General features: G+C 38.1%; 36 protein-coding genes and 2 pseudogenes. 34 read left to right on the forward strand and 4 right to left on the reverse strand.

The features are described 5' to 3' along the window. Positions 1 to 10: 10 nt before the first annotated feature. The gene (locus tag B0186_RS00080; protein WP_078217361.1) at positions 11 to 2521 is read right to left on the reverse strand and encodes a class I adenylate cyclase; all 2511 of its coding nucleotides are present in this window, start codon (positions 2519 to 2521) and stop codon (positions 11 to 13) included. A 154-nt stretch (positions 2522 to 2675) separates the two neighbouring features. Here B0186_RS00080 and B0186_RS00085 point away from each other — a divergent pair. From B0186_RS00085 to B0186_RS00100, 4 genes and pseudogenes are all read left to right on the forward strand, one after another. Further along, positions 2676 to 2867 (forward strand): annotated as a pseudogene (locus B0186_RS00085) (hydroxymethylbilane synthase); the annotation flags it as partial. A gap of 160 nt (positions 2868 to 3027) precedes the next feature. Then, entirely contained in the window at positions 3028 to 3774 is a 747-nt protein-coding gene (locus tag B0186_RS00090; RefSeq protein WP_078217362.1) for a uroporphyrinogen-III synthase, read from the forward strand. 28 nt (positions 3775 to 3802) lie between these two features. Next, positions 3803 to 5200, forward strand: coding sequence for a uroporphyrinogen-III C-methyltransferase (locus B0186_RS00095; protein WP_078217363.1), 1398 nt, complete (start codon positions 3803 to 3805; stop codon positions 5198 to 5200). Positions 5201 to 5214: 14 nt separating this feature from the next. Further along, positions 5215 to 6489 (forward strand): heme biosynthesis protein HemY, encoded by a 1275-nt coding sequence (locus B0186_RS00100; RefSeq protein WP_078217364.1) that lies wholly within the window; start codon positions 5215 to 5217, stop codon positions 6487 to 6489. Between the two features lie 61 nt (positions 6490 to 6550). Here the strand turns inward: B0186_RS00100 and dusA are convergent, their stop codons facing one another. Then, on the reverse strand, positions 6551 to 7573 hold the full coding sequence (dusA, locus tag B0186_RS00105) for a tRNA dihydrouridine(20/20a) synthase DusA (protein WP_078217365.1): 1023 nt from the start codon (positions 7571 to 7573) through the stop codon (positions 6551 to 6553). Between the two features lie 296 nt (positions 7574 to 7869). On the opposite strand from dusA, the gene rpsJ reads away from it, so the two are divergent. From rpsJ to B0186_RS00170, 13 genes are all read left to right on the forward strand, one after another. After that, positions 7870 to 8181, forward strand: a complete 312-nt coding sequence (gene rpsJ, locus B0186_RS00110; RefSeq protein WP_001181005.1) for a 30S ribosomal protein S10 — start codon at positions 7870 to 7872, stop codon at positions 8179 to 8181. A gap of 16 nt (positions 8182 to 8197) precedes the next feature. After that, positions 8198 to 8824: a 50S ribosomal protein L3 gene (gene rplC / locus B0186_RS00115; RefSeq protein WP_078217366.1), complete on the forward strand. Its 627-nt coding sequence runs from the start codon at positions 8198 to 8200 to the stop codon at positions 8822 to 8824. Between the two features lie 15 nt (positions 8825 to 8839). Further along, positions 8840 to 9442 (forward strand): 50S ribosomal protein L4, encoded by a 603-nt coding sequence (gene rplD / locus B0186_RS00120; RefSeq protein ID WP_078217367.1) that lies wholly within the window; start codon positions 8840 to 8842, stop codon positions 9440 to 9442. After that, positions 9439 to 9744, forward strand: a complete 306-nt coding sequence (gene rplW / locus B0186_RS00125; protein ID WP_078217368.1) for a 50S ribosomal protein L23 — start codon at positions 9439 to 9441, stop codon at positions 9742 to 9744. The genes rplD and rplW overlap by 4 nt, the downstream gene beginning before the upstream one ends. Before the next feature lie 20 nt (positions 9745 to 9764). After that, entirely contained in the window at positions 9765 to 10586 is an 822-nt protein-coding gene (gene rplB / locus B0186_RS00130) for a 50S ribosomal protein L2 (protein WP_078217369.1), read from the forward strand. Between the two features lie 26 nt (positions 10587 to 10612). Next, positions 10613 to 10888, forward strand: coding sequence for a 30S ribosomal protein S19 (rpsS, locus tag B0186_RS00135; RefSeq protein ID WP_005539416.1), 276 nt, complete (start codon positions 10613 to 10615; stop codon positions 10886 to 10888). A 10-nt stretch (positions 10889 to 10898) separates the two neighbouring features. After that, on the forward strand, positions 10899 to 11231 hold the full coding sequence (gene rplV / locus B0186_RS00140; RefSeq protein WP_005625897.1) for a 50S ribosomal protein L22: 333 nt from the start codon (positions 10899 to 10901) through the stop codon (positions 11229 to 11231). A 16-nt stretch (positions 11232 to 11247) separates the two neighbouring features. After that, on the forward strand, positions 11248 to 11955 hold the full coding sequence (gene rpsC / locus B0186_RS00145; RefSeq protein WP_078217370.1) for a 30S ribosomal protein S3: 708 nt from the start codon (positions 11248 to 11250) through the stop codon (positions 11953 to 11955). A gap of 13 nt (positions 11956 to 11968) precedes the next feature. Then, positions 11969 to 12379 (forward strand): 50S ribosomal protein L16, encoded by a 411-nt coding sequence (gene rplP / locus B0186_RS00150; RefSeq protein ID WP_075321004.1) that lies wholly within the window; start codon positions 11969 to 11971, stop codon positions 12377 to 12379. Next, a complete protein-coding gene (gene rpmC, locus B0186_RS00155) occupies positions 12379 to 12570 on the forward strand; it encodes a 50S ribosomal protein L29 (protein WP_017805230.1) in 192 nt (63 codons plus the stop codon). Before rplP ends, rpmC begins: the two co-directional genes overlap by 1 nt. Next, on the forward strand, positions 12570 to 12827 hold the full coding sequence (gene rpsQ / locus B0186_RS00160; RefSeq protein WP_078217371.1) for a 30S ribosomal protein S17: 258 nt from the start codon (positions 12570 to 12572) through the stop codon (positions 12825 to 12827). The genes rpmC and rpsQ overlap by 1 nt, the downstream gene beginning before the upstream one ends. A 343-nt stretch (positions 12828 to 13170) precedes the next feature. After that, a complete protein-coding gene (locus B0186_RS00165; protein ID WP_078217372.1) occupies positions 13171 to 13950 on the forward strand; it encodes a hypothetical protein in 780 nt (259 codons plus the stop codon). Positions 13951 to 13963: 13 nt separating this feature from the next. Further along, positions 13964 to 14620 carry a hypothetical protein gene (locus B0186_RS00170; protein ID WP_078217373.1) on the forward strand — a complete coding sequence of 219 codons (657 nt, stop codon included), beginning with the start codon at positions 13964 to 13966 and terminating at the stop codon, positions 14618 to 14620. A gap of 158 nt (positions 14621 to 14778) precedes the next feature. Here B0186_RS00170 and B0186_RS00175 read toward each other — a convergent pair. Further along, positions 14779 to 15680: pseudogene (locus tag B0186_RS00175) on the reverse strand (mechanosensitive ion channel family protein). Between the two features lie 277 nt (positions 15681 to 15957). On the opposite strand from B0186_RS00175, the gene rplN reads away from it, so the two are divergent. The 17 genes from rplN to rplQ all read left to right on the forward strand — a co-directional run bounded on the left by rplN (position 15958) and on the right by rplQ (position 24494). Continuing rightward, a complete protein-coding gene (gene rplN / locus B0186_RS00180) occupies positions 15958 to 16329 on the forward strand; it encodes a 50S ribosomal protein L14 (protein ID WP_078217374.1) in 372 nt (123 codons plus the stop codon). A 13-nt stretch (positions 16330 to 16342) separates the two neighbouring features. Next, entirely contained in the window at positions 16343 to 16654 is a 312-nt protein-coding gene (rplX, locus tag B0186_RS00185) for a 50S ribosomal protein L24 (protein WP_078217375.1), read from the forward strand. 17 nt (positions 16655 to 16671) lie between these two features. After that, positions 16672 to 17211 (forward strand): 50S ribosomal protein L5, encoded by a 540-nt coding sequence (gene rplE / locus B0186_RS00190; RefSeq protein WP_078217376.1) that lies wholly within the window; start codon positions 16672 to 16674, stop codon positions 17209 to 17211. Between the two features lie 12 nt (positions 17212 to 17223). Beyond that, positions 17224 to 17529, forward strand: coding sequence for a 30S ribosomal protein S14 (gene rpsN / locus B0186_RS00195; protein ID WP_078217377.1), 306 nt, complete (start codon positions 17224 to 17226; stop codon positions 17527 to 17529). 36 nt (positions 17530 to 17565) lie between these two features. Continuing rightward, complete coding sequence (gene rpsH / locus B0186_RS00200; protein WP_078217378.1) at positions 17566 to 17958, forward strand: 30S ribosomal protein S8; 393 nt, start codon at positions 17566 to 17568, stop codon at positions 17956 to 17958. Positions 17959 to 17974: 16 nt separating this feature from the next. Beyond that, on the forward strand, positions 17975 to 18508 hold the full coding sequence (rplF, locus tag B0186_RS00205; protein WP_078217379.1) for a 50S ribosomal protein L6: 534 nt from the start codon (positions 17975 to 17977) through the stop codon (positions 18506 to 18508). Between the two features lie 13 nt (positions 18509 to 18521). Continuing rightward, positions 18522 to 18875, forward strand: a complete 354-nt coding sequence (rplR, locus tag B0186_RS00210) for a 50S ribosomal protein L18 (RefSeq protein WP_078217380.1) — start codon at positions 18522 to 18524, stop codon at positions 18873 to 18875. Positions 18876 to 18890: 15 nt separating this feature from the next. After that, entirely contained in the window at positions 18891 to 19391 is a 501-nt protein-coding gene (rpsE, locus tag B0186_RS00215; RefSeq protein ID WP_078217381.1) for a 30S ribosomal protein S5, read from the forward strand. A gap of 6 nt (positions 19392 to 19397) precedes the next feature. Further along, positions 19398 to 19577, forward strand: a complete 180-nt coding sequence (gene rpmD / locus B0186_RS00220) for a 50S ribosomal protein L30 (protein ID WP_005543631.1) — start codon at positions 19398 to 19400, stop codon at positions 19575 to 19577. Between the two features lie 4 nt (positions 19578 to 19581). Next, entirely contained in the window at positions 19582 to 20016 is a 435-nt protein-coding gene (rplO, locus tag B0186_RS00225) for a 50S ribosomal protein L15 (RefSeq protein ID WP_078217382.1), read from the forward strand. 7 nt (positions 20017 to 20023) lie between these two features. Then, positions 20024 to 21349 carry a preprotein translocase subunit SecY gene (secY, locus tag B0186_RS00230; RefSeq protein WP_078217383.1) on the forward strand — a complete coding sequence of 442 codons (1326 nt, stop codon included), beginning with the start codon at positions 20024 to 20026 and terminating at the stop codon, positions 21347 to 21349. A gap of 29 nt (positions 21350 to 21378) precedes the next feature. Further along, positions 21379 to 21492 carry a 50S ribosomal protein L36 gene (rpmJ, locus tag B0186_RS00235; protein ID WP_005625868.1) on the forward strand — a complete coding sequence of 38 codons (114 nt, stop codon included), beginning with the start codon at positions 21379 to 21381 and terminating at the stop codon, positions 21490 to 21492. A gap of 141 nt (positions 21493 to 21633) precedes the next feature. Continuing rightward, positions 21634 to 21990, forward strand: a complete 357-nt coding sequence (gene rpsM, locus B0186_RS00240) for a 30S ribosomal protein S13 (RefSeq protein ID WP_078217384.1) — start codon at positions 21634 to 21636, stop codon at positions 21988 to 21990. 14 nt (positions 21991 to 22004) lie between these two features. After that, positions 22005 to 22394, forward strand: a complete 390-nt coding sequence (gene rpsK, locus B0186_RS00245) for a 30S ribosomal protein S11 (RefSeq protein ID WP_005701868.1) — start codon at positions 22005 to 22007, stop codon at positions 22392 to 22394. A 29-nt stretch (positions 22395 to 22423) separates the two neighbouring features. Next, entirely contained in the window at positions 22424 to 23044 is a 621-nt protein-coding gene (gene rpsD, locus B0186_RS00250) for a 30S ribosomal protein S4 (RefSeq protein ID WP_078217385.1), read from the forward strand. A 32-nt stretch (positions 23045 to 23076) separates the two neighbouring features. Beyond that, complete coding sequence (locus B0186_RS00255) at positions 23077 to 24066, forward strand: DNA-directed RNA polymerase subunit alpha (protein WP_078217386.1); 990 nt, start codon at positions 23077 to 23079, stop codon at positions 24064 to 24066. Between the two features lie 41 nt (positions 24067 to 24107). After that, complete coding sequence (gene rplQ, locus B0186_RS00260; RefSeq protein WP_078217387.1) at positions 24108 to 24494, forward strand: 50S ribosomal protein L17; 387 nt, start codon at positions 24108 to 24110, stop codon at positions 24492 to 24494. Between the two features lie 56 nt (positions 24495 to 24550). On the opposite strand, the gene B0186_RS00265 is transcribed toward rplQ, so the two are convergent. Beyond that, the gene (locus tag B0186_RS00265) at positions 24551 to 25243 is read right to left on the reverse strand and encodes a metallophosphoesterase family protein (RefSeq protein WP_078217388.1); all 693 of its coding nucleotides are present in this window, start codon (positions 25241 to 25243) and stop codon (positions 24551 to 24553) included.

Genomic DNA, 25243 nt, shown 5'->3' on the forward strand with positions numbered 1-25243 from the left:
TCCCCCCTTATTATGAGAGTGCAAGGCGACTGTGGAAAGGCACGATTTTTGTTCCACCATTGCAATCTGGTAATAATTGATAAAATTGTGGATAGTTAAAATTATGTTGCACGATTTTATATGGATTGTTGTGTTGATCCAAGCTTGCTGATTGATAAATTTGATTTATCTCATGAATTTTCTGTTCTTTAGAACCCTCACAACGTCGATAAATTTCAATATGGTTTTGTTCATCTAAAATATACACGTTAAAACTTTTATCCTCGTTATCTTCAAAGAAAAATTGTAGGAAACCTTCACTTGCAAAAGCATCCATCTCATAAGGATAATGTTTTTGCTCTGATAAAAGTGCGGTTTCTTTTTCTTCAATTGTATTGCGTAGCTCATTATCAAAGACGCTATTATTAATTGAGGCATTGTGCATTTCTTGTAAACTTAAACCACGCTCCTCAAAGAAGAATTGCCAGTTTTTACCAGCTACTCGTAGCATGTTGTTTTTTGGTGCATCAGCATCACCAATACGTATTTCAATGCATTTTTTGAACAATACTTGGACAATATTGCGTAGCGTTTTTTGGTAATGTTGGCTATAACAAAAAACGTTAATTGACTGAGGTGGTGTCGATCCAGGATAAATTTTATTTGATAGCACTTTTAGGGCTAATAAAATGGCATTTGCACCTTCAAAATGTAAAGTGCGGATCTCATTCCAGATATTTCTATAAGTGAGATCAATACTTCCTACAAGACTTTCCTCTGAAGGTCCGAAACTGAATAAATCACTTGGTAAAATCGTGGATTTACTTTGTAGTAAATGCCTTGTTGGGTCGTTAGTTAAATTAACAGTGACAAAGAGATTTTTAATTTCGCATTGTTGTGTTAATTCTTCGTTAGTCGCCTTTGTAGCCCTTGTGGCAGGAAAAGATAAGCGTAAATCTGCAACAAAATGGCGCAGAGTTTCTACTGATACGCTATTGCTATGAATATACAATGAAGTGGTTGGTGTAAGTAGACCATTGAAATAAGCCCATGCGACAAGTTTATTTAGATTTTCGCCATACTCCATATAACGTTTTTGACAAAATCCTTGCACATCTGGTTTTTGTGTTACTAGATACCACCCAGCTTTAAAGAATTTACTTTGTTTTACTTCAATAAAAGTTAAGTGGGGTTCTGATAAATCCAAGGAAATGGCCTGATTTAGCAAAGTTATTTTTCCTGGCAGCTCTTCAAATGCTGTATAAAGTTTTCTGGTCAATATCGAAATATCTTGCGGCATGATGCTCGCATTCACATTATATTTGCGCCCGAAATTGATGAGATTTCGGTAGCTAAACATAAGGTATTGCATCAGGTCGTTATGACTTTCCTTAACTTTTTTTATTTTCCATGTTTTGCGTTGGTTTAAGTTCTGAATAAGTCTGTCAGACCAGTTCCACTGCTGTATGAGTTGATTCAGTTTTTCTACACGCCAATTGTTTTCTTGTTTTTGAGAGCTGTATTCACTGGCTTTCATATAAAAGCAACGTCTGACAAAATCTAGTCTTTTGAATTCTTTTAAATGAGTTAAAAATGCACTCACACGGTCTAGCATGGCTAAATAAGGGTCATAATGATAGTTAAGATCATTATTGAGTAAGCGGCGCTTGAATTCTTGTGCAATTAAGTGCGTATTTGGATATTCATAAGAATAGCTTTCTAGCAGCAAGATTTTGAGAACAGACTTATAAGGCGAGTCGATACCTTTGTATAATTGCCATAAACTTGCACCGAAATATTCGTTTGCCGAAAAAGCACTAAGGCAACCAAAGTCTACCCAGTCTTCTATATTTATCTGTTTGGTTTTTATTAAGCGATTGACTTCGGAACCATAATCTTGTTCATTTTCTACTTTTAGATGTAACCAAAGAAGTGGTTTACCAGCAAGGCGAATAACGGAGCGATAAAACTCCTCTAGTAAGAGCATATATTGTGCAGAGCCACTGTTTTCTGAGGTTAGCGCATCGGCATAACGAAAACTACGAAAGCGTTGTTGATCCATTAAGTAGAGATTAATTTCCACGCCAAGATTTTTTGCCCATTGTTGTAGTTTATTGTTTTTTTGCGTGAGTTGTTCTTTTTCTTCTAGGCTAAGATCTTCTCTGTGGCAGATCCAAATATCTAAGTCTGAATTTGGTGTTTGGCTGATAGAGCCGATACTCCCCATAACATAAACACCTAAAATAGGCGTATAAGTTAGGTTTTCTAATTGTGCTAAATGATCGCTCAGGTGCTCAAAATCGCTATGGGTAAGATGAGTTGCTAGAAATTTTTGCTGATAGTCTGACAACTCAAAGTCAGCGATACCATGTGGTGCCTCTGGGATGTAACCAGCCATTGATGGATGATTAATATGTAGTAATAAGGTAATGAGTTGTAATACTTGTTGGAAATTTACTGAAGTTGAGGCCAATGCTCTTTCTAAACGTAATTGATCAATAAATTCAACTTGTTTCTTCGCTGTTTGGAGATCGTATTTCAAGTTATTCCCTACTTGGATAAATTAATCGCGCTTACTCTATCACTCCCCTTGTGTGAAAGCAAAAAATTCGAGCAAAAATTTAAATCTACACTGACATTTAATAGCAACAGTGATAGGATATTGCGGTTACAAGTCTAATCTAAATTTCTATGCGATGAATATTAAAAAGACCGTAAAAATTGCTACTCGACAAAGTCCATTAGCATTATGGTAAGCAACTTATGTCAAAGATTGCTTGCAACGATTTTATCCTCTTTTAAGCGTAGAGCTCATTCCTATCGTCACAAAGGGGGATGTCATTTTAGATACTCCATTAGCCAAAATTGGTGGAAAGGGATTATTTGTAAATTACATTATCTTCAGAGCTTGAATTATCTCAAAGTGCGGTACAAAAAGCGGAAGAATTAGGCATTAATATTGCAGAGCAATTATTACAACAGGGTGCAGATAAGATTTTACAAGCTATTTGTCAATCATAGTTGAGAGAAAGATAGAAAGGAGAGTCAATGGCAGTTTTAATTACGCGTCCCGGTGAGCGAGGAAAACAGCTTGTTGATATGCTTAATAAAACAGGGGCTATGGCAATCCACTTACCACTTATTTCTATCGTCGCAGGACAAGAATTAAATCAACTACCCAATAAATTACAACAATTGAACGCTGGTGATTATGTCTTTGTCGTATCTCAACACGCTGTGGAATATGCACAGCGAACTTTAAGTTCAGCAGGTTTCTATTGGCGTGCAGATTTACATTACTTTACCGTTGGACAACGAACTGCAGAATATTTTGCGAGTCAAACGGGAAATTCAGTGCATTATCCTATTGAGCAAGAAAATAGTGAAGGTTTGTTGGATTTGCCACAAATGCAGGATTTACAAGGTAAAAATGTGCTGATTTTGCGTGGTAATGGTGGTCGCGAATTCGTTGCTGAACAAGTCGTTTTGCGAGGCGCTAAAGTTGAAATGTTAGAATGCTATCAACGAACACCTGTTGAATATAATAATTTAGAACAGATTAGTCTATGTCAGCGTATTGGTGTAGATACAATTGTTGTAACAAGCTTAGAGATTTTAAATTATTTAGTGGCGCTTGTGCCAAATGCGGAGGCAAGTTGGTTATTAAATTGTCGTTTAGTGACAGTAAGTCAACGTATTGCAGCATTGGCCAAAAGTATTGGCTGGACCCATATTGTTGTATCTGAGAAGGCAGATAATTCGAGTATTTTCAAAGCATTACAAAATAATGGCTAAAAATTCATTTGATTAAGGAATAAAAATTATGGCTAAAAAACATTCATCTTCTTCAAAGTTAAGTGAAGAAAAAAAGGATAATGTATTAATACAAGAGCCAGTTTTAGAGGCTGAATTACAACATGAGGAAGTGCCTGCAAATAATATTTCTGAGCAAGAAAATCAAGCTCAACGGGAAACTTTCTTAAATAAGGAGCATGTGATGGAAAGAGAAGATGAACAGGTTGTAGAAAAGGCAGTTGAAACTAAAGTTGAACCTAGAGTAGAAACTGTGGTAGTGAAAAAAGGTGGGACTGCAATTGCACTGTTAGCCTTGTTGGTTGCCTTGGGGATTGGTGGTACAGGCTATTATTTTGGTCAACAAAAAGTAGACGAAATTCAACAAAAACTGACCGCACTTGGTCAGCCAGAAAGCTCTGTCCAAACAGAAAATCATGAGAAGTTGCAGGCAGCCTTTGAGGAATATAAAAATTCTGTCACTCAGAAGATTGATCTGTTAGAGAATGAAATTGCTAGAAAAGATCATTCAATCCAAGGCTTACAGGCTCAAGTAAATAAATTAGATGCTGTAGGTAAGGTTGAGCAACCAACTGATTGGTTATTATCTGAAACAGATTTCTTGCTAAATAATGCCTTGCGTAAACTTGTATTGGATAATGATGTGGATACTGCTATTTCATTATTAAAAGTTGCAGATGAAACTCTTGCGAAAGTGAATGATCCAAAAGTCATCAGTGCCCGTCAGGCAATTAATGCAGATTTAAAACAACTGTTATCCGTCAATAACGTTGATCAAAATGCCATCATGCAGCATTTATCACAATTAGCTAATGGTGTTGATGAATTGGTTGTATTAAATGTGAATTTTGATGAGCAAGAGAATGTGCAATTAAGTGACTCTGTAGAAGATTGGAAAGCAAATGCAGAAAAAAGTGCACTCTCTTTTTTGAATCATTTTATTCGCGTAAAACCTCGCAATGTGAATTCAAAAGAATTGCTTGCGCCAAATCAAGATATTTATTTGCGTGAAAATATTCGTTTACGTTTACAAATTGCGATTATGGCAGTTCCTCGTCAGCAAAATGATTTATACAAGCAATCACTTGAAATGGTGAGTTCTTGGGTAAGAAGTTATTTTGATACGAATACTGAAGTGGCGCAAAACTTCTTAAAAGAGATTGATGAGTTGGCTGAGCAGTCTATTTATGTGGATGTGCCAAATCAATTAACTAGTCTTGTTGTGTTAGATAAGTTACTCAATAAACAACCATTGCCAGTACAGAAAATTGAAATTGCAGTGGATAAGGATTTAGTGGGGACTCCTGAAACTAAAGAAAGTAAGGTAAGTGAAGAAAGCAAAGATGCTCAGGAAACAAGTTCTGAGCCAAAAACTGATGAGCAACCAGCTCAAGAGCAAGCACAGTAAGAGGAGAATAGGGTATGTTTAGAGCGCTATTTTTAATGCTGGTCTTGCTAGGTGGATTGATTGGTGGACCTTATTTATCTGGTAAACAAGGTTATGTGTTAATTCAAACAGCAGGTTATAACATCGAAATGTCAATTACGATGTTAGTAGTTTTCTTCGTTATTTTAATGGCGGTGGTTTATCTCATTGAATGGGTAATTACACGTTTCTTCCGTTTGAGCAGCAATACATACGGTTGGTTCTCTCGCCGTAAACGCCTCAAAGCACAACGTCAAACTTTAGAGGGTTTGGTGAAGATGAACGAAGGCGATTATTCTAAAGCAGAAAAATTGATTGGTAAAAATGCAAAACATTCAGATGAGCCTGTATTGAATTTAATTAAAGCAGCAGAGGCTGCACAAAATCGAGGTGATGATTTTGCTGCAAACCGTTATTTAATTGAAGCAACAGACTTAGCTGGTACAGATAGTTTAATTGTTGAAATTGCTCGTACCCGAATTTTATTGCAACAAAATAAACTTCCAGCCGCACGCAGTTCTGTAGATAGTTTATTGGAGATGACTTCTCGTAATAAGGAAGTATTAAAACTTGCAGTAAAAATTTACTTAAAATCCAATGCGTTCCATGCATTAGATAAAATTTTAGATCAAATTGAAAAAGCAGGTCTTTACTCTTCCGAAGAATTTACCGCACTTCAACGCAAAGTCGAAGATGGTTTATTAGATGAGAAGATGAATGAAGAAGGTGTTGATGGTCTATTACGTTGGTGGGATGAGCAACCTCGTAAACGTCGCAATGATTTATATGTGAAAGTGGGCTTAATTCGCCGCTTACTTGATAGTGACGATCACGAAAGTGCTTATGCATTAGCGATTGAAGCATTGAAAAAAGCGGAAACTGGTAGTGAAATTAATACCGCACTTTGTGCTCAAATCACACGTTTACAGCCAGAAGATAATAGTAAATTATTAAAACTTCTAGAAAAACGAGTAAAACAAGCAAATGATAAAGATTGTTGCTGTGTCAATCGTGCTTTAGGTTATCTGTATGTGCGCAATGATAATTTTGCTAAAGCCGCGGATGTCTTTAAGAAAGTGTTGGAGAATAAAGCGAGCTTACAGGGAAATGACATTACAATGGCAGGTTATGTGTTTGAGCAAGCAGGTGAACTTGAATTAGCCCAAAAAGTTCGAGCTGAAGGTTTAAGATCTGCGATGTCAATCAAGGAGCAGGAAGTTGAGGTCGCTGAAAAAATAGCGGAAAATCCAACCGCTCTTTTAGAAAAATAATCCTAAAATAAAGATAAATGAATGCCCTTAGTTATGAATAATTAAGGGCATTTTTTATGCGTTATTTTTCTTCAACGAAAGAGAGCGCTTTTTCAATCACTTCTACACCAGCATGAGCTTTATGCGCATTTTCGCTAATATAACGACGCCATTGTCGAGCGCCTTTACATTGCTGGAAAGCCCCTAACATGTGTCGAGCAATATGGTTAAGATAAACACCTTGGCTAAGCTGCTGCTCTATATAAGGGAACATTTTTTCGACCGCTTGTCTTGGTGTAACAATTGCGCAAGTTGGATCAAATAAGGCTTGGTCAATATAACCTAATAAAGCGGGGTTTTGATAAGCCTCACGCCCAACCATTATACCATCCACATGATGAAGATGTTGTTGAATTTCCTCAATGGTTTTAATCCCACCGTTAATGCTAATCAACAAATGAGGAAAGTCTTTTTTCAATTGATAGACTCGTTCATAGTTGAGCGGTGGAATTTCGCGATTTTCCTTTGGACTCAATCCAGATAACCAAGCTTTTCTAGCGTGAACAATGAACTCTTGGCAACCAGCGCTATGTACTTTTTGTACGAAATCACACAAAAATTCATAGCTATCAAATTCATCAATACCAATACGAGTTTTTACCGTAACAGGAATATTGACCGCACTTTGCATTTGCGTTACACATTGTGCAACTAAATCTGCTTTCCCCATAAGACAAGCACCAAACATGCCATTTTGTACTCGATCAGAAGGACAACCAACATTTAAATTGATTTCTTGATAGCCACGTTCTTCAGCTTTTTTTGCACAATATTGCAACTGTCCAGGATCGCTACCGCCAAGTTGTAATGCGACCGGGTTTTCAGCAACATCATAATCAAGATGATCATATTTGGCATGAATGATGGCTCCCGTTGTGACCATTTCCGTATAGAGCAAAGTGTGTTGGGTAAATTGGCGATGAAAATAACGGCAATGACGGGTTGTCCAATCTAACATGGGGGCAACAGAAAAACGACCTCGATAAAAATGATTGGATGAGGTAGAAGATGCAGAAAAGTGCGGTAGATTTTTTTCTTGTTTCATTAAGTATTTTCTAGGTTAAGTTGAGATAAATATCACAGTGGCAGAAATTATAGCTTGAATTGCTTATTTTTTGAAAAAACATTTGCAAGATAGGCACGATCCCAGTATAATCCACGAGCTTTCGATATGAGAGCCGTTTAATGTAATCATTTATTAAACGAGTATTACGATATGTAATGCATAACAATGTTCTCGATTTGAGGACTAAATAAGGTATGACTGTGCCCCCTTGATGTAGTTTATCGAGCGGTGGTTCGGTTTTTTTATTAGCTAATTTTTAATGGAGCTCTGGTCTAATGCAGAACCAAAGAATCCGTATCCGCTTAAAAGCATTTGATCATCGTTTAATCGATCAATCTACAGCGGAGATCGTAGAAACAGCTAAACGTACTGGTGCACAAGTTCGTGGTCCAATACCTTTACCAACTCGTAAAGAGCGTTTTACCGTGTTGATTTCTCCACACGTAAACAAAGACGCACGTGACCAATACGAAATTCGTACACACAAACGTTTAGTAGATATCGTAGAGCCAACAGAAAAAACTGTTGATGCATTAATGCGTTTAGATTTGGCTGCCGGCGTTGACGTGCAGATCAGCCTAGGTTAATTAAGAGGTTATTACAATGATTGGTTTAGTCGGTCGTAAAGTTGGTATGACCCGTATCTTCAATGAAGATGGCGTGTCAGTTCCAGTTACCGTAATCGAAATCGAAGCCAACCGTGTGACTCAAGTTAAAACTCTTGAAAACGATGGCTATACTGCAATTCAAGTTACTACTGGTACTAAAAAAGCTAGTCGTGTAACTAAGCCTGAAGCAGGTCATTTCGTTAAAGCAGGTGTTGAAGCTGGTCGCGGTTTATGGGAATTTCGTACTGAAGGTGAAGAATTCACTTTAGGTCAAGAAATCAACGTAGACATCTTCACTGATGTTAAAAAAGTAGATGTTACTGGTACATCAAAAGGTAAAGGTTTCCAAGGTGGTGTTAAACGTTGGAACTTCCGTACTCAAGATGCTACTCATGGTAACTCTTTATCACACCGTGTTCTTGGTTCTATTGGTCAAAACCAAACTCCAGGTCGTGTGTTTAAAGGTAAAAAAATGGCTGGACACTTAGGTGCTGAGCGTGTAACTGTTCAATCACTTGAAGTTGTTCGTGTAGATGCTGAGCGTAAATTATTATTAGTTAAAGGTTCTGTACCTGGTGCAACTAATAGTGATGTTATCGTTAAACCAGCAGTTAAAGCATAAGTCTAGGAGATAGAGATGGAATTACAAGTTGTAGGTGCAAACGCACTAGCTGTTTCTGAAACTACCTTCGGACGTGAGTTTAATGAAGCGTTAATCCACCAAGTAGTTGTTGCTTATGCAGCAGGTGCTCGTCAAGGTTCTCGTGCACAAAAAACTCGTGCTGAAGTGTCTGGTTCAGGTAAAAAACCTTGGCGTCAAAAAGGTACTGGCCGTGCTCGTTCAGGTGATGTTAAATCACCAATCTGGCGTTCTGGTGGTGTGACTTTCGCAGCTAAACCACAAGATCACAGCCAAAAAGTGAACAAGAAAATGTACCGTGGTGCAATCAAAAGCATTCTTTCTGAATTAGTTCGTCAAGACCGTTTAGTGGTTGTTGAGAAATTTGAAATCGATGCACCAAAAACTAAAGTTTTAGTACAAAAATTAAAAGAATTAGCACTTGAAGATGTGTTAATTATCACAGCAAGCTTAGATGAAAATCTATTCTTAGCAGCACGTAACCTTTACAAAGTAGATGTGCGTGATGTTCAAGCTATCGATCCAGTGAGCTTAATCGCATTCGATAAAGTTGTTGTAACTGTAGATGCTGTGAAACAAATTGAGGAGATGTTCGCATGATTCAACAAGAACGTTTGTTAAAAGTGTTAAGAGCACCTCACGTATCAGAAAAAGCAACAAATAACGCTGAAAAATCAAATACAATTGTTTTCAAAGTTGCTTTAGACGCAAATAAAGTCGAAATTGCAAATGCTGTTGAGCAATTATTTGAAGTGAAAGTGGACTCAGTTCGTACAGTGGTTGTTAAAGGTAAAACTAAACGCCGTGGTACTAAAATGGGTCAGCGTAGTGACTGGAAAAAAGCTTATGTTACTCTTCAAGAAGGTCAATCACTTGACTTCGTTGAAGGTGCGGCTGAGTAATTTCGGAGGAGAAGATATAAATGGCTATCGTTAAATGTAAGCCGACCTCCGCTGGTCGTCGTCACGTTGTTAAAATCGTAAACCCTGAATTACACAAGGGCAAACCTTACGCACCATTACTAGATACTAAATCTAAAACTGGTGGTCGTAATAATTTAGGACGTATCACTACTCGTCATATTGGTGGTGGTCATAAACAACATTACCGTTTAATCGATTTCAAACGTAACAAGTTAGATATCCCAGCGGTTGTTGAGCGTCTTGAATATGATCCAAATCGTTCTGCAAACATCGCTTTAGTGCTTTATAAAGATGGTGAGCGTCGCTACATCTTAGCACCTAAAGGTTTAGCAGCAGGCGATCAAATCCAATCTGGTGTTAATGCGCCAATTAAAGTTGGTAACTCATTACCAATGCGTAACATCCCAGTTGGTTCAACAGTACATAACGTTGAATTAAAACCAGGTAAAGGCGGACAAATCGCTCGTTCTGCTGGTGCTTATGTACAAATTATCGCTCGTGAAGGTAACTATGTAACTTTACGTCTTCGTTCAGGCGAAATACGTAAAGTATTATCTGAATGTACAGCTACTATTGGTGAAGTTGGTAACTCAGAACATATGCTTCGCGTACTTGGTAAAGCTGGTGCTAACCGCTGGAGAGGCGTTCGCCCTACAGTTCGTGGTACAGCAATGAACCCAGTAGATCACCCACACGGTGGTGGTGAAGGTCGTAACTTCGGTAAACATCCTGTTACACCTTGGGGCGTTCAAACCAAAGGTAAGAAAACTCGTCACAACAAACGTACTGATAAATATATCGTACGTCGTCGTGGCAAATAATATTAATTAAATTAAGAGGATAAGCCATGCCACGTTCTCTCAAGAAGGGTCCTTTCCTTGACCTACACTTGTTGAAGAAGGTAGAGAAGGCGGTGGAAAGCGGGGATAAAAAACCAATCAAAACTTGGTCCCGTCGTTCAATGATCATTCCTTCAATGATCGGATTGACCATCGCAGTCCATAATGGTCGTCAGCACGTTCCTGTTTATGTTTCTGATGAAATGATCGGCCATAAATTAGGTGAATTTGCACCGACTCGTACATACCGCGGTCACGCTGCGGATAAGAAAGCTAAGAAGTAAGGGGTAAAAGATGGAAACTATTGCTAAACATCGTTACGCTCGCACTTCAGCGCAAAAAGCTCGCTTAGTTGCGGATTTAATCCGTGGTAAGAAAGTTGCACAAGCATTAGAAATTTTAACTTTCACAAACAAAAAAGCAGCTGCTTTAGTGAAAAAAGTGCTTGAGTCTGCAATCGCTAACGCAGAGCACAATGACGGTGCAGATATCGATGATCTTAAAGTTGCGAAGATTTTCGTTGATGAAGGTCCAAGCATGAAACGTGTTATGCCACGTGCTAAAGGTCGTGCAGATCGTATTTTAAAACGTACAAGCCACATCACAGTGGTTGTGTCAGATCGTTAATCGTAGAGGAATAACAATGGGTCAAAAAGTACATCCACATGGTATTCGCCTAGGTATTGTTAAGCCTTGGAGCTCTACTTGGTTCGCGAATACACAAGACTTCGCTGATAATTTAGACGGCGATTTCAAAGTACGTAAATTCTTAAACAAAGAATTAGCGAATGCTTCAGTTTCACGCATCACTATTGAGCGTCCAGCGAAAAGCATCCGTGTAACTATTCACACAGCTCGTCCTGGTATCGTAATCGGTAAAAAAGGTGAAGATGTTGAAAAATTACGTAACGCAGTAGCGGCTATCGCAGGCGTTCCAGCACAAATCAACATTGCTGAAGTGAAAAAACCTGAATTAGATGCAAAATTAGTTGCAGACAGCATTGCTTCTCAACTTGAACGTCGTGTAATGTTCCGCCGTGCTATGAAAAAAGCGGTACAAAACGCAATGCGTTTAGGTGCTAAAGGTATCAAAGTTGAAGTAAGCGGTCGTTTAGGTGGTGCAGAGATTGCACGTTCTGAGTGGTATCGTGAAGGTCGCGTACCATTACATACATTACGTGCGGACATCGATTATAACACCTCAGAAGCTCATACTACATACGGCGTAATCGGCGTTAAAGTATGGATCTTCAAAGGTGAAATTCTTGGTGGAATGGCTGCAATTGCACAACAACCAGAACAACAACCTGCCGCGCCTAAAAAGGCACCACGCGGTAAAGGTCGTAAGTAAGGAGATTTGCTAAATGTTGCAACCAAAACGTACAAAATTCCGTAAAGTCCACAAAGGTCGTAACCGTGGTATTGCAGGTGGTACAGAAGTTAGCTTCGGTACCTTCGGTTTAAAAGCAGTTGGTCGTGGCCGTTTAACAGCTCGTCAAATCGAGGCAGCACGTCGTGCAATGACTCGTGCAGTTAAACGTCAAGGTAAAATCTGGATTCGTGTATTCCCAGACAAACCAATTACTGAAAAACCATTAGAAGTCCGTATGGGTAAAGGTAAAGGTAACGTTGAGTACTGGGTAGCTTTAATCCAGCCGGGTAAAGTAATGTATGAAATGGATGGTGTGTCTGAAGAAGTTGCTCGTCACGCATTTGCATTGGCAGCAGCAAAACTTCCAATCAAGACCACATTCGTAACTAAAACGGTGATGTAATGAAAGCTCAAGAACTACGTACAAAAACTGTTGAAGAGCTGAATGCTGAATTGGTTAACTTGTTAGGTGAGCAATTCAAATTGCGTATGCAAGCAGCCACCGGTCAGCTTCAACAAACCCATCAGTTAAAACAAGTGCGTCGCAGTATTGCACAAGTAAAAACTGTATTAACCGAAAAGGCGGGTGAGTAATGACTGATAAAATTCGTAGCGTGCAAGGTAAAGTTGTTAGCGACAAAATGGACAAATCATTTGTCGTTGCTATCGAACGCAAGGTTAAACACCCTCTTTATGGTAAGTTTATCCGTCGCACAACTAAACTACATGTGCACGATGAAAATAACGAAGCTAAATTAGGTGATGTTGTAGAGGTTCGCGAATGTCGTCCAATCTCTAAAACTAAATCTTGGACTTTAGTTCGTGTTGTTGAAAAAGCAATCGTTGCTTAATTAACAAAAGATAAAAAGAAAAGCCCTAGCAGAAATGTTAGGGCTTTTGTTTTAAGCAAAACTTTTTTAAATTTGACCGCACTTTTAACATTTTTAAATCAATTCCATTCTACAGTAGCTTATTTTTCAAAGGAGTATACTCCTTTTACTTGTTATTGACATAACAAGTAAATATCGTGTAGAACCCCCTAGAATTATTTAAAGAGTCACTTATGTCTAAAACAGAAATTAAGAGACTAGTAGTTTATGAATACCTCATTATTTTATTGAATGCGTAGCGTAGACAAAAAGTTTTTTTAGTTTAGATCATTGCAAATTTATAATTAATTATAAGAGGATTAAAATGGCAAAGAGAAAAAGATCATCTGATAATGGTGGTTGTGGTGGTTGTTTAGCAATTATTATTATTCCTGTTTTGATTGTATTTATTACGCCTGTCGCCTTACTAAGTATTTTTATTTATTCATTATTTAAGTATTTCTCAATTACTCGTTATTATCATCCATTTAAGAAAACGTATGATGATTTTTGGCTTAATAAGGAAGATAAAGATGAATATAAATATTATAATGATGTTTGGATTAAAAATTATAAGTTGCTCGAGGATATTGATAGTGCTGTTGAGGAACAAGGTATTTCTAGAAATAATGATGGCGCAATCAGTACAAGAAGTAAGGCAGGTAAAAAGTTAAAAGCAGATTTTGATAAAGCAAAATTAAAAGAAGAAAATGCTTCTAATCGTATTTACGACCTACAGTATATTCCACAGACGCGTTGGGAAGAATGCAATAAATATCTGAAAAATAGCTGGGCTTCTTTCATTGGAATAATTGGCTATGGTATCGGATATACTTATTTACAATTAACTCACCAAGCAGGAATCAGTTGGAGGGAAATGGGATTCGATATCGACACTATAAATATTATTATAACATCTATGCTTAGAATTAACTGGTTTAATATTGCACTTATAGATAAAGTAGAGCTATTTATATTATCTATTTGTATTGCTATTATTAGTTGGGTATTAACTTTAATTTGCAGTAAACCATTAGCTATGCTTACACCTTATCCTCCAGAAGTCGATATAGAGAATATTGATTTATATGAAGGGAAACATTAATTAGGTACAATTTATGAAAAGAAATATCACTAAAATTATTGATTCATTTAATAGTGAAGCAGAAGAACAAACACATCGCTATTACAGCTTTGATCTTTGTTATTCCCATTTTCGTTCTTCAAAAGAGACGGGCAATATTGATATTGAAAAAAGTTGCCAAGTTTTATGGAGTTATTTGGCAAGTTGGGGAATGTTGCGTGGTTCAAGTTTCTTATTGAAGAAAAATCCTACTTATTTAAGGGATTTGGTTGAATGGATCTATCAACAGCCAATAAGCAATTGGGAAATGGATATAGAGCATTATGATATCGAAGCCCAGACTATTTTGAATTTATATGCTCAGGTAAAAGAGCATTTATTAAAAGGTCAGAAACATCAAGCTGTTACATTAACAACAAAAGTTTTGTTAGGTGTTTTTGCGATCACTCCAGCCTATGATTGTTTCTTTAAACAAACGTTTAGTGGAATTGCTGGCGATCTTTGTGGTTTTAGTATTCCAAATAAAAAATCTTTGGCGATTATTTATCAATTTTATATGGAAAATAAAGAAGAAATAGATAAGTTAAGCGAAGAACGTAAAGTGATCGATTTTAACGGAAAAATAACCAAATACCATTATTCAAAAGTTAAAATTGTTGATATGTACGGTTTTCGATTTAGCCAAGAATAACATCACAAGCCTTGCTAAAAACGCAAGGCTTTTATTTTTCCTCATAATATCACTTGACAAATTTTTGTTGATAATTTAGTCATTTCTCATTTATTAAACCTAAATTTCAACTTAAATTACACCGCACTTTAACTTAAAGTGCGGTTATTTTTTTGGACTTATTTATTCAAAGTAATTTGAGCTTGTTCAGGTAAGTGAATATCTAATTGGTTATATGGGATACTAATTTCAGCGTTATCAAATTCAATTTTAATTTTTTCCAATAATGCAATTTGAGTGGAGAAATAGTTAGAAGTTTGAACCCAAGGGCGGACAAATAGTTGTACGCTACTTGCAGCAAGGTTCCCTACACCAATAACAGGTTCTGGATTTTTTAATACATTTGCTTCATTGGCGAGTACTTGTGCAACTACGGCTTAGCCTTTTCAATATCTGATTCGTAACTAATATCTAAAATAAGATCAATGCGGCGAGTTTCATTGCGAGAATAGTTTGTAATACTGTCAGCAAAGACTTTGCCATTTGGTACTAAGATAGTTTTGTTATCGCCTGTTCGTAGCTCTAACATCAGCAATCCCATTTGTTCAACTTTACCACTGGTGCCACCGGCCTCAATAAAATCGCCTTTTTTAAAGGGTTTGAAAATTAAGATCATCACGCCAGCTGCGAAGTTTTGTAATGAGTTTTGTAATGCTAAACCAACAGCTAAACCCGCAGCCCCGATTAATGCCACAAGAGAGCTTGTGTTTATTCCGAGTTGTGAGAGTGAAGCAATGACAACAATGAGTAAAAAGAGGAAATAACTAATAGAAGATACGAAACTTTGTAGCATCTCATCTTTACTTGAAGTAAGTACGATTTTTCCGAGAAGATTACTTAATATTCTGGCTAAAAGTTTGCCAAATATATAAATCGCTACAGCAAGAAGGATTTTTGTTCCGTAAGGAATGATCCATTGCTCTAGAATATCTTGAAAGTTCATTGAACCCACTTCTTTTATTACCTGTGTCGCTTCTTTAATATCTAAGCTTGGTACAATTGTTGTATTTTCTGTTGTCATTGTTGGTTCTCCTGATATTTATAGAAAAGGGAAATATTCTAGCATAATTACACTGGTGCTAGATAAAGATAAGGGAAAAGAGCGGTGGTAATTTAAGAATTATTTATGGCACATATCCTTTTAAGAAGATTAATTAAATAGCCCCATATTTTCAAGCAATATTCTGCATAAAAATGTTGCCTTATATCGATGAATAATGATACACTCTGCGCCCTATTTACATTGGGTAAATAGGTTCGTCCCGAAAGGGTGTTATTAATTTTAGCGGAGTACTAAGATGATCCAAGAACAGACTATGCTCGACGTAGCTGATAACTCAGGCGCTCGCAGTGTAATGTGTATCAAGGTTCTAGGTGGATCGCACCGTCGTTACGCTGCTATTGGTGATATCATCAAAGTTACTGTGAAAGAAGCAATTCCTCGCGGTAAAGTAAAAAAAGGTGATGTTTTAAAAGCAGTTGTTGTGCGCACCAAGAAGGGTGTTCGTCGCCCAGACGGATCAGTCATTCGTTTCGATGGTAACGCTTGTGTTATGTTAAACAATAACTCAGAGCAACCAATCGGTACTCGTATTTTTGGTTCAGTGACTCGTGAACTTCGTTCAGAGAAGTTTATGAAGATCATTTCTTTGGCACCAGAAGTACTGTAAGGAGAAGTGAGATATGGCTGCAAAAATTCGTCAAAATGATGAAGTGATTGTTCTTGCTGGTAAAGACAAGGGCAAACGTGGTAAGGTAACTAAAGTGTTACCAAATGGTAAAGTTTTTGTTGAAGGTGTAAATATCATCACTAAACATGAAAAACCTGTTCCTGCTTTAGGCAAAGAAGGTGGTTTAGTGAAGAAAGAAGCGGCAATTGATGTTTCAAATGTTGCTATTTACAACGCTAAAACAAACAAAGCTGACCGTGTAGGTTTTAGATTTGAAGACGGTAAAAAAGTACGTTTCTTCAAGTCTAATAATGAAATTATCTAACAAACTGGAGTAATGCGATGGCGAAACTGCATGATTACTACAGAGATCAAGTAGTGAATGAATTAAAATCTAAATTCAACTACACATCTGTCATGCAAGTCCCACGAATCGAAAAGATTACCCTGAATATGGGGGTGGGTGAAGCATTGACCGATAAGAAATTGCTAGACAATGCAGTTGCAGATCTAGCAGCGATTAGCGGTCAAAAACCTTTAATTACTAAAGCTCGCAAATCTGTTGCAGGCTTTAAAATCCGTCAGGGATATCCAATCGGTTGTAAAGTAACACTACGCGGTGAGCGTATGTGGGAGTTCTTTGAACGTTTAATTACAATTGCTGTTCCACGTATCCGTGACTTCCGTGGTTTAAGTGCGAAGTCATTTGATGGTCGTGGTAACTACAGCATGGGTGTGCGTGAGCAAATCATCTTCCCTGAAATCGACTACGATAAAGTAGATCGTGTACGTGGTTTAGATATTACTATCACAACTACGGCAAAGAGTGATGAAGAAGGTCAAGCACTATTAGCTGCCTTTAATTTCCCATTCCGTAAGTAAGGCAGGTTACAAATGGCTAAACAATCAATGAAAGTACGCGATGTAAAACGCATTAAATTGGCTGAAAAATTCTATGCAAAACGCGTAGAGTTGAAAAAGATCATTTCTGATGTGAATTCATCTGATGAAGAACGCTGGAATGCTGTGTTAAAGTTACAAACTTTGCCACGTGATTCAAGCCCAAGCCGTCAACGTAACCGTTGCCGTCAAACTGGTCGTCCACATGGCGTTTTAAGTAAGTTTGGCTTAAGCCGTATTAAGGTTCGCGAAGCAGCAATGCGTGGCGAAATCCCAGGTCTTAAGAAAGCAAGTTGGTAATTTACCACTTTATTTTGGAATCGGAGTAAAAGCACAATGAGTATGCAAGATCCAATCGCAGATATGTTGACTCGTATTCGTAACGGTCAAGCTGCGAACAAAGTTGTGATCAGTATGCCTTCATCCAAGCTAAAAGTGGCTATTGCCAATGTATTAGCGGAAGAAGGTTATATTGCTAGCGTTAAAGTTTCAGAAGGCGCTAAGCCTGAATTGGAAATCACATTAAAGTATTTCCAAGAAAAACCAGTTGTAGAAAGTATCCAACGTGTAAGCCGTCCTGGTCTTCGTATTTATAAACGTAAAGACGAATTACCTAAAGTAATGGGTGGTTTAGGTGTTGCTGTTATCTCTACATCTAAAGGTATCATGACTGACCGTAAAGCTCGCCAAGCGGGTTTAGGCGGTGAGATCATTTGTTACGTAGCTTAATAAGAGAGGTAGGAAAATGTCTCGTGTTGCAAAAGCACCTGTTAGTATTCCTGCCGGCGTTGAGGTTAAACTTGACGGTCAGCTACTAACAGTAAAAGGTAAAAATGGTGAGTTATCTCGCACCATTCATAACTCAGTTGAAGTTAAACAAGATAATAATGAATTAACATTCTCTCCTCGTGAGGGTATTGTTGGTGCTGATGCACAAGCAGGTACAGCACGCGCATTAGTTAATGCGATGGTTATCGGTGTTACTGAAGGCTTCACTAAGAAGTTACAATTGGTGGGTGTTGGTTATAGAGCACAAATGAAAGGCAATGCAGTTGCACTAAGTTTAGGTTTTTCACACCCTGTTGAGCATGTATTACCAGCTGGTGTCACTGCTGAATGTCCATCACAAACAGAAATCGTTCTGAAAAGTGCGGACAAGCAATTAATCGGTCAAGTTGCAGCTGATATTCGTGCTTATCGCCGTCCTGAACCTTACAAAGGTAAAGGTGTACGTTATGCTGATGAAGTTGTACGTATGAAAGAGGCTAAGAAGAAATAATTAAGGTAACACTATGGATAAGAAATCAGCTCGTATCCGTCGTGCAGCTCGTGCACGTCATATGATGAAAGAGCAAGGTGTAACTCGTTTAGTTATTCACCGCACTCCACGTCATATTTATGCACAAGTTATTGCGCCAAACGGTTCAGAAGTGCTTGCTGCAGCTTCCACAGTTGAGAAAGCTATCAGCGAGCAAGTTAAATATACCGGAAATAAAGATGCAGCAGCAGTAGTTGGTAAAATTGTTGCTGAGCGTGCGTTAGAGAAAGGCGTTAAAAGCGTTGCTTTCGATCGTTCCGGTTTTAAATATCATGGTCGTGTCCAGTCTTTAGCGGATGCTGCACGTGAAGCTGGTCTACAGTTCTAATAGAGGTAATTTTAGATGGCAAACATCGAAAAACAAGCTGGTGAACTGCAAGAGAAGCTAATCGCGGTAAACCGTGTATCAAAAACTGTAAAAGGTGGTCGTATAATGAGCTTTACTGCGTTAACCGTAGTAGGTGATGGTAACGGCCGAGTAGGTTTTGGTTATGGTAAAGCGCGCGAAGTTCCGGCAGCGATCCAAAAAGCGATGGAAAAAGCACGTCGCAATATGATTACTGTGGCTTTAAATGAAGGCACATTACAACATCCGATCAAAGGTTCTCACACTGGTTCTCGTGTATTTATGCAACCGGCAAGTGAAGGTACGGGTATCATCGCTGGTGGTGCTATGCGTGCAGTATTAGAAGTTGCGGGTGTTCATAACGTTCTTTCTAAAGCATACGGTTCAACTAACCCAATTAACGTTGTTCGTGCAACTATTGATGCATTAGCAAATATGAAATCACCAGAAATGGTTGCTGCTAAACGTGGCAAAACCGTTGATGAAATTTTGGGGTAATTGACAATGGCAAAAACTATTAAAGTAACACAAGTGCGTAGCTCTATTGCTCGTTTACCAAAACACAAAGCTACACTACGTGGTCTTGGTCTTCGCCATATGCACCATACTGTTGAGTTAATTGATACTCCAGCTGTACGCGGTATGATTAACCAAGTTTCATATATGGTTAAAGTGGAGGAGTAAGAGAATGCGTTTAAATACTCTATCTCCGGCTGAAGGTGCTAAGCACAGTGCAAAACGCCTAGGTCGTGGTATTGGTTCTGGTTTAGGTAAAACTGGTGGTCGTGGTCATAAAGGTCAAAAATCTCGTACAGGTGGCGGTGTTCGTCGTGGTTTCGAGGGTGGTCAAATGCCTTTATATCGTCGTTTACCAAAATTTGGTTTTACTTCAATGAAATCAGCTGTAACAGCAGAAGTTCGTTTAAATGACTTAACCAAAGTAGAAGGTAATGTTATCACTTTAGATACATTGAAAGCTGCGAATGTTTTAACAAAAGATATCCAATTTGCAAAAGTAATTCTTGCTGGTGAAGTTAAAGCAGCAGTGACTGTTCGTGGTCTACGTGTAACTAAAGGTGCAAAAGCAGCAATTGAAGCTGCTGGCGGTTCAGTTGAGGAATAATTAACAAATGGCTAAGCAACCAGGTTATCAAAGTAGAAGTACTCAAAGCGGTACTGGTGAACTAAAAAGCAGATTATTATTTGTGCTAGGTGCACTGATTGTTTTCCGTATTGGTTCTTTCATTCCGGTTCCTGGTATTGATGCGGCCGTATTAGCTCAATTGCTTGAACAGCAAAAAGGTACCATCATTGATATGTTTAATATGTTCTCTGGTGGTGCATTGAGTCGTGCGTCAATTTTTGCATTAGGTATTATGCCTTATATTTCGGCATCGATTATCATCCAACTGTTGACCACGGTTCATCCTGCTTTGGCAGAGTTAAAGAAAGAGGGTGAGGCAGGACGTCGTAAAATTAGTAAATATACGCGTTATTCTACCCTTGTATTAGCAACTATTCAGGCGATTGGTATTTCTACCGGATTGCCTAATATGCTACCAGGTTTAGTCCCTAATTTAGGCTTTGGTTTCTACTTTACAGCTGTTATTAGCTTAGTAACAGGGACAATGTTCTTAATGTGGTTAGGAGAACAAATTACAGAGCGTGGAATAGGTAATGGTATTTCTTTAATTATCTTTGCCGGTATTGTTGCAGGTTTACCTTCGGCAATAGGTCAAACTATTGAGCAGGCTCGTCAAGGGCAAATGCATCTATTAGTTCTTTTATTGATCGCAGTAATTGTTTTTGCAGTAACTTATTTTGTTGTTTTCTTTGAAAGAGGTCAAAGAAGAATTAAAGTTGAATACGCAAAACGTCAACAAGGTCGTCAAATAGTAGGTGGTCATTCAACTCATCTACCATTGAAAGTAAATATGGCGGGTGTTATCCCAGCAATTTTTGCTTCAAGTATTATTCTTTTCCCGGCCACATTAACATCTTGGTTTGGTCAAAGTTCTAGCTTGGAGTGGTTAACTGATTTATCGCTATTATTACATCCAGGGCAGCCTTTATATTTGATTGTTTATGCAGTGGCTATTATATTCTTTAGTTTCTTTTATACTGCAATGCAATATAATCCGCGTGATACAGCAGATAATTTGAAAAAATCTGGCGCATTTATACCCGGAATTAGACCAGGTGAACAAACATCGCGTTATATTGATAAAATTATGACCCGCCTTACACTAATTGGTGGTTTATATATTACGTTTGTATGTTTGGTTCCTTATATTATGACTTCTGCTTGGAATGTTCAGTTTTATTTTGGTGGAACTTCCTTGCTGATTGTTGTAGTGGTAATTATGGATTTCATCGTACAGGTTCAAAGTCATTTAATGTCAACTAAATATGAATCTGCGCTGAAAAAAGCAAACCTTAAAGGTTTTGGACAGTAAGTTGTCCATATAGTAGAAAGGGATAAGCAATGAAAGTTCGTGCTTCAGTTAAGAAAATGTGTCGTAACTGTAAAATTGTTAAACGTGAAGGGGTTGTTCGTGTATTATGTAGCGATCCTAAGCATAAACAACGTCAAGGTTAGTTGATATTTTTTCTTGCAAAGAACCGGCTGGGCATATATAATGCTCAGCTCATTTATGTCCTTGATATGCTGTTTGAGTATCCTGAAACGGGCTTTTCAAGATCAGTATATCAAATTTAATCAATAAAATAGGAGTGCATAGTGGCCCGTATTGCAGGCATTAACATTCCTGATCAAAAACACACTGTAATCGCTTTAACAGCAATTTACGGTATCGGTAAAACTCGAGCTAAAGCAATTTGTGCTGCTACGGGAATTGCTGAGGATGTAAAGATCAGAGAATTGTCTGAAGAGCAGATTGATAAACTGCGTGACGAAGTTGGTAAATTTACCGTTGAAGGTGACTTACGCCGTGAAGTAACACTTAACATTAAACGCCTATTAGATTTAGGTTGTTATCGTGGTTTGCGTCATCGTCGTAGTTTACCGGTACGTGGTCAACGTACTAAAACTAATGCGCGTACCCGGAAGGGTCCTCGTAAGCCGATCAAAAAATAGTCGGGGTAAGTTAAATGGCTAAAACACCAGTTCGTGCACGTAAACGTGTAAAAAAACAAGTTGTAGATGGCGTAGCTCATATTCACGCATCTTTCAATAATACAATCGTTACAATTACTGACCGTCAAGGTAATGCTCTAGCGTGGGCAACCGCTGGTGGTTCAGGTTTCCGTGGTTCTCGTAAATCTACCCCGTTTGCTGCGCAAGTTGCAGCAGAACGTTGTGCTGAAGTTGTAAAAGAATTCGGCTTAAAGAACTTGGAAGTTATGGTTAAAGGGCCGGGTCCTGGTCGTGAATCTACAATCCGTGCATTAAATGCAGCAGGATTCCGTATCACGAATATTACTGATGTGACTCCGATTCCACATAACGGTTGTCGTCCACCGAAAAAACGTCGTGTTTAATGGCGTCATAGGATAGTTGGAGAAAGAAAATGGCAAGATATTTGGGTCCTAAACTCAAGCTAAGCCGTCGTGAAGGCACTGACTTATTCCTTAAGTCAGGTGTGCGTGCGATTGATACAAAATGTAAAATTGATACAGCGCCTGGTCAACATGGTGCTCGTAAACTGCGTTTGTCAGACTATGGTAGTCAATTACGTGAGAAACAAAAAGTTCGCCGTATTTACGGTATTTTAGAGCGTCAATTCCGTAACTACTATAAAGAAGCAAACCGCTTAAAAGGTAATACTGGGGAAAATTTACTAGTATTATTAGAAGGTCGATTGGATAACGTTGTTTATCGCATGGGCTTTGCTGCAACTCGTGCTGAGGCTCGTCAATTAGTGAGTCACAAAGCGATTGTTGTAAATGGTCGTGTAGTTAATATCCCATCTTTCCAAGTTTCAGTAGATGATGTTATTGCTGTTCGTGAAAAATCTAAAAAACAAGCACGTATTAAAGCATCATTAGAATTAGCAGAGCAAAGAGAAAAACCAACTTGGTTAGAAATCGATGCAGCTAAAATGGAAGGTGTGTTCAAACGTGTTCCTGAACGTTCTGATTTATCAGCAGACATTAACGAACATCTGATCGTAGAGCTTTACTCTAAATAATAGTTAAAGCTTCGTAGCAAAGAGAGGATAAAATGCAGGGTTCTGTTACAGAATTTTTAAAACCACGTTTAGTTGATATTGAACAAATTAGTTCTACTCATGCTAAAGTGATCTTAGAACCGTTAGAGCGTGGCTTTGGTCATACTCTAGGTAATGCATTACGTCGAATTCTTCTATCTTCAATGCCAGGTTGTGCAGTTACAGAAGTAGAAATAGACGGCGTTTTGCATGAGTATAGTAGTAAAGAAGGTGTTCAAGAAGACATTATCGAAGTGCTTCTGAACTTAAAAGGTCTAGCGGTTAAAGTACAGAATAAAGATAATGTTTTTCTGACTCTAAGCAAATCTGGAATTGGCCCTGTTGTTGCAGCTGACATCACACATGATGGTGATGTTGAAATCGTAAATCCTGACCACGTCATCTGTCACTTAACAGACGAAAATGCATCAATTAATATGCGCATTCGTGTACAACGTGGCAGAGGATATGTACCAGCATCGTCTAGAGTTCATTCCGTAGATGAAGAGCGCCCAATTGGTCGTTTATTAGTTGATGCATGTTATAGTCCAGTTGATCGTATTGCTTATAATGTACAAGCAGCACGTGTTGAGCAACGTACTGACTTAGATAAGTTAGTTATTGAACTAGAAACAAATGGTACAATTGAGCCAGAAGAAGCGATTCGTCGCGCAGCAACAATTTTAGCAGAGCAACTAGATGCATTCGTTGATTTGCGAGATGTTCGTCAACCAGAAGTTAAGGAAGAAAAACCGGAATTTGATCCGATTTTATTACGTCCTGTTGATGACTTAGAGTTGACAGTTCGTTCTGCTAACTGTTTGAAAGCAGAAACAATTCACTATATCGGTGATTTAGTACAGCGTACAGAAGTTGAGTTATTGAAAACCCCTAACTTGGGTAAAAAATCTCTTACAGAGATTAAAGACGTGCTTGCTTCACGCGGTCTATCACTTGGTATGCGCCTTGAAAATTGGCCACCAGCAAGTATTGCTGAAGACTAGTTTGGTCATAGGTTAAAGATTTTTCTGAGAAGGATAAGGTCATGCGCCATCGTAAGAGTGGACGTCAACTAAACCGTAATAGCAGCCATCGTCAGGCTCTATTCCGTAATTTAGCTAGCGCATTAGTTAGTCACGAAATTATCAAAACTACTTTGCCTAAAGCAAAAGAATTACGTCGTGTAGTTGAACCGTTAATTACATTAGCAAAAGTAGATAGCGTTGCAAATCGCCGCTTAGCTTTCGCTCGTACACGCAACATCGAAACAGTTGCAAAATTATTTAATGAATTAGGTCCACGTTTTGCACAACGTGCGGGTGGTTATACTCGTATTTTAAAATGTGGTTTCCGTGCTGGTGATAACGCTCCAATGGCATACATTGAGTTAGTAGATCGTCCAGCAGTAGCTGAAGAAGCTAAAGCAGAGTAATTCATAACTTATTGAAAAGCCCACATGATTGTGGGCTTTTTTATGAAAAGAATTTGCTATTTTTTATCTCTATCATCAACACCAATCAATAAATAATTTCCTTCTATATCACACAAACTTCTAAAGCCAACATTAGTAATTTGAAATGTATTTCGACTATGTTGTTGCTTATAGTCAAAATTATCATGATGATGTCCATGGAAGATATGCTTGACTTGCATAGATTTTGCTAATTGGTTAATTACAGCAAAGCCAGAGGGGTGAGGTTTTGGTGCTTCGTGGCAGATTAATATGTCTGCATGTTGTTTTTCTAATTCTTCAATATCAGAAGGAAATATTGATGTTCGATGACGTAAAGGAATTTCACCTCTCCAGATTTTTTCTGGCAAAGCATACTGGCAATAATGGATGGGATCAAAAAAGAGCGGTTTATTTGGCGGCATCCAAATTTGTCCACGAAAAACTCCTCCTAATCCTGCAATTTTAACTCCTTGAACATCAGTAACTTTTCCATGTAGGTTACGGGATTTCCATTCTGTTCCCCATAAAGATTCAAATGCAGCTACTGTTTTACTATCATGATTTCCATGAATAAACCAAATATCACAAAATTTCGCTAATTTATCTAATTCCTCTGCTGTGGTTAATTGCAGATCACCTAGAATGATCAAGGATACATTTTCATTTTCTTGTACAAAAGGATAAAGGTGAGAGTAGCTACCATGTGGGTCACCTGCAAATAAAATCAT

Origin of the sequence: Canicola haemoglobinophilus, from assembly GCF_002015075.1 — a bacterium.
In the GTDB taxonomy this organism is placed as follows: Bacteria; Pseudomonadota; Gammaproteobacteria; order Enterobacterales; family Pasteurellaceae; genus Canicola; species Canicola haemoglobinophilus.

Excerpts from the sequence above, each read along its gene's own strand:
- rplX (WP_078217375.1), top strand. The coding sequence starts at position 16,343 with ATGGCTGCAAAAATTCGTCAAAATGATGAAGTGATTGTTCTTGCTGGT.
- B0186_RS00100 (WP_078217364.1), top strand. The coding sequence starts at position 5,215 with ATGTTTAGAGCGCTATTTTTAATGCTGGTCTTGCTAGGTGGATTGATT.
- rplV (WP_005625897.1), top strand. The coding sequence starts at position 10,899 with ATGGAAACTATTGCTAAACATCGTTACGCTCGCACTTCAGCGCAAAAA.
- rpsJ (WP_001181005.1), top strand. The coding sequence starts at position 7,870 with ATGCAGAACCAAAGAATCCGTATCCGCTTAAAAGCATTTGATCATCGT.
- rplF (WP_078217379.1), top strand. The coding sequence starts at position 17,975 with ATGTCTCGTGTTGCAAAAGCACCTGTTAGTATTCCTGCCGGCGTTGAG.
- rplO (WP_078217382.1), top strand. The coding sequence starts at position 19,582 with ATGCGTTTAAATACTCTATCTCCGGCTGAAGGTGCTAAGCACAGTGCA.
- B0186_RS00255 (WP_078217386.1), top strand. The coding sequence starts at position 23,077 with ATGCAGGGTTCTGTTACAGAATTTTTAAAACCACGTTTAGTTGATATT.
- B0186_RS00090 (WP_078217362.1), top strand. The coding sequence starts at position 3,028 with ATGGCAGTTTTAATTACGCGTCCCGGTGAGCGAGGAAAACAGCTTGTT.
- rpsC (WP_078217370.1), top strand. The coding sequence starts at position 11,248 with ATGGGTCAAAAAGTACATCCACATGGTATTCGCCTAGGTATTGTTAAG.
- rpsN (WP_078217377.1), top strand. The coding sequence starts at position 17,224 with ATGGCTAAACAATCAATGAAAGTACGCGATGTAAAACGCATTAAATTG.
- rpsD (WP_078217385.1), top strand. The coding sequence starts at position 22,424 with ATGGCAAGATATTTGGGTCCTAAACTCAAGCTAAGCCGTCGTGAAGGC.
- rplR (WP_078217380.1), top strand. The coding sequence starts at position 18,522 with ATGGATAAGAAATCAGCTCGTATCCGTCGTGCAGCTCGTGCACGTCAT.
- B0186_RS00170 (WP_078217373.1), top strand. The coding sequence starts at position 13,964 with ATGAAAAGAAATATCACTAAAATTATTGATTCATTTAATAGTGAAGCA.
- rpmJ (WP_005625868.1), top strand. The coding sequence starts at position 21,379 with ATGAAAGTTCGTGCTTCAGTTAAGAAAATGTGTCGTAACTGTAAAATT.
- rplB (WP_078217369.1), top strand. The coding sequence starts at position 9,765 with ATGGCTATCGTTAAATGTAAGCCGACCTCCGCTGGTCGTCGTCACGTT.
- rpsQ (WP_078217371.1), top strand. The coding sequence starts at position 12,570 with ATGACTGATAAAATTCGTAGCGTGCAAGGTAAAGTTGTTAGCGACAAA.
- rplD (WP_078217367.1), top strand. The coding sequence starts at position 8,840 with ATGGAATTACAAGTTGTAGGTGCAAACGCACTAGCTGTTTCTGAAACT.
- rplN (WP_078217374.1), top strand. The coding sequence starts at position 15,958 with ATGATCCAAGAACAGACTATGCTCGACGTAGCTGATAACTCAGGCGCT.
- rpsK (WP_005701868.1), top strand. The coding sequence starts at position 22,005 with ATGGCTAAAACACCAGTTCGTGCACGTAAACGTGTAAAAAAACAAGTT.
- rpsE (WP_078217381.1), top strand. The coding sequence starts at position 18,891 with ATGGCAAACATCGAAAAACAAGCTGGTGAACTGCAAGAGAAGCTAATC.
- rplQ (WP_078217387.1), top strand. The coding sequence starts at position 24,108 with ATGCGCCATCGTAAGAGTGGACGTCAACTAAACCGTAATAGCAGCCAT.
- dusA (WP_078217365.1), bottom strand. The coding sequence starts at position 7,573 with ATGAAACAAGAAAAAAATCTACCGCACTTTTCTGCATCTTCTACCTCA.
- rpsS (WP_005539416.1), top strand. The coding sequence starts at position 10,613 with ATGCCACGTTCTCTCAAGAAGGGTCCTTTCCTTGACCTACACTTGTTG.
- rpmD (WP_005543631.1), top strand. The coding sequence starts at position 19,398 with ATGGCAAAAACTATTAAAGTAACACAAGTGCGTAGCTCTATTGCTCGT.
- secY (WP_078217383.1), top strand. The coding sequence starts at position 20,024 with ATGGCTAAGCAACCAGGTTATCAAAGTAGAAGTACTCAAAGCGGTACT.
- rplC (WP_078217366.1), top strand. The coding sequence starts at position 8,198 with ATGATTGGTTTAGTCGGTCGTAAAGTTGGTATGACCCGTATCTTCAAT.
- rplP (WP_075321004.1), top strand. The coding sequence starts at position 11,969 with ATGTTGCAACCAAAACGTACAAAATTCCGTAAAGTCCACAAAGGTCGT.
- B0186_RS00265 (WP_078217388.1), bottom strand. The coding sequence starts at position 25,243 with ATGATTTTATTTGCAGGTGACCCACATGGTAGCTACTCTCACCTTTAT.
- rpsH (WP_078217378.1), top strand. The coding sequence starts at position 17,566 with ATGAGTATGCAAGATCCAATCGCAGATATGTTGACTCGTATTCGTAAC.
- rpmC (WP_017805230.1), top strand. The coding sequence starts at position 12,379 with ATGAAAGCTCAAGAACTACGTACAAAAACTGTTGAAGAGCTGAATGCT.
- rplE (WP_078217376.1), top strand. The coding sequence starts at position 16,672 with ATGGCGAAACTGCATGATTACTACAGAGATCAAGTAGTGAATGAATTA.
- B0186_RS00165 (WP_078217372.1), top strand. The coding sequence starts at position 13,171 with ATGGCAAAGAGAAAAAGATCATCTGATAATGGTGGTTGTGGTGGTTGT.
- B0186_RS00095 (WP_078217363.1), top strand. The coding sequence starts at position 3,803 with ATGGCTAAAAAACATTCATCTTCTTCAAAGTTAAGTGAAGAAAAAAAG.
- rplW (WP_078217368.1), top strand. The coding sequence starts at position 9,439 with ATGATTCAACAAGAACGTTTGTTAAAAGTGTTAAGAGCACCTCACGTA.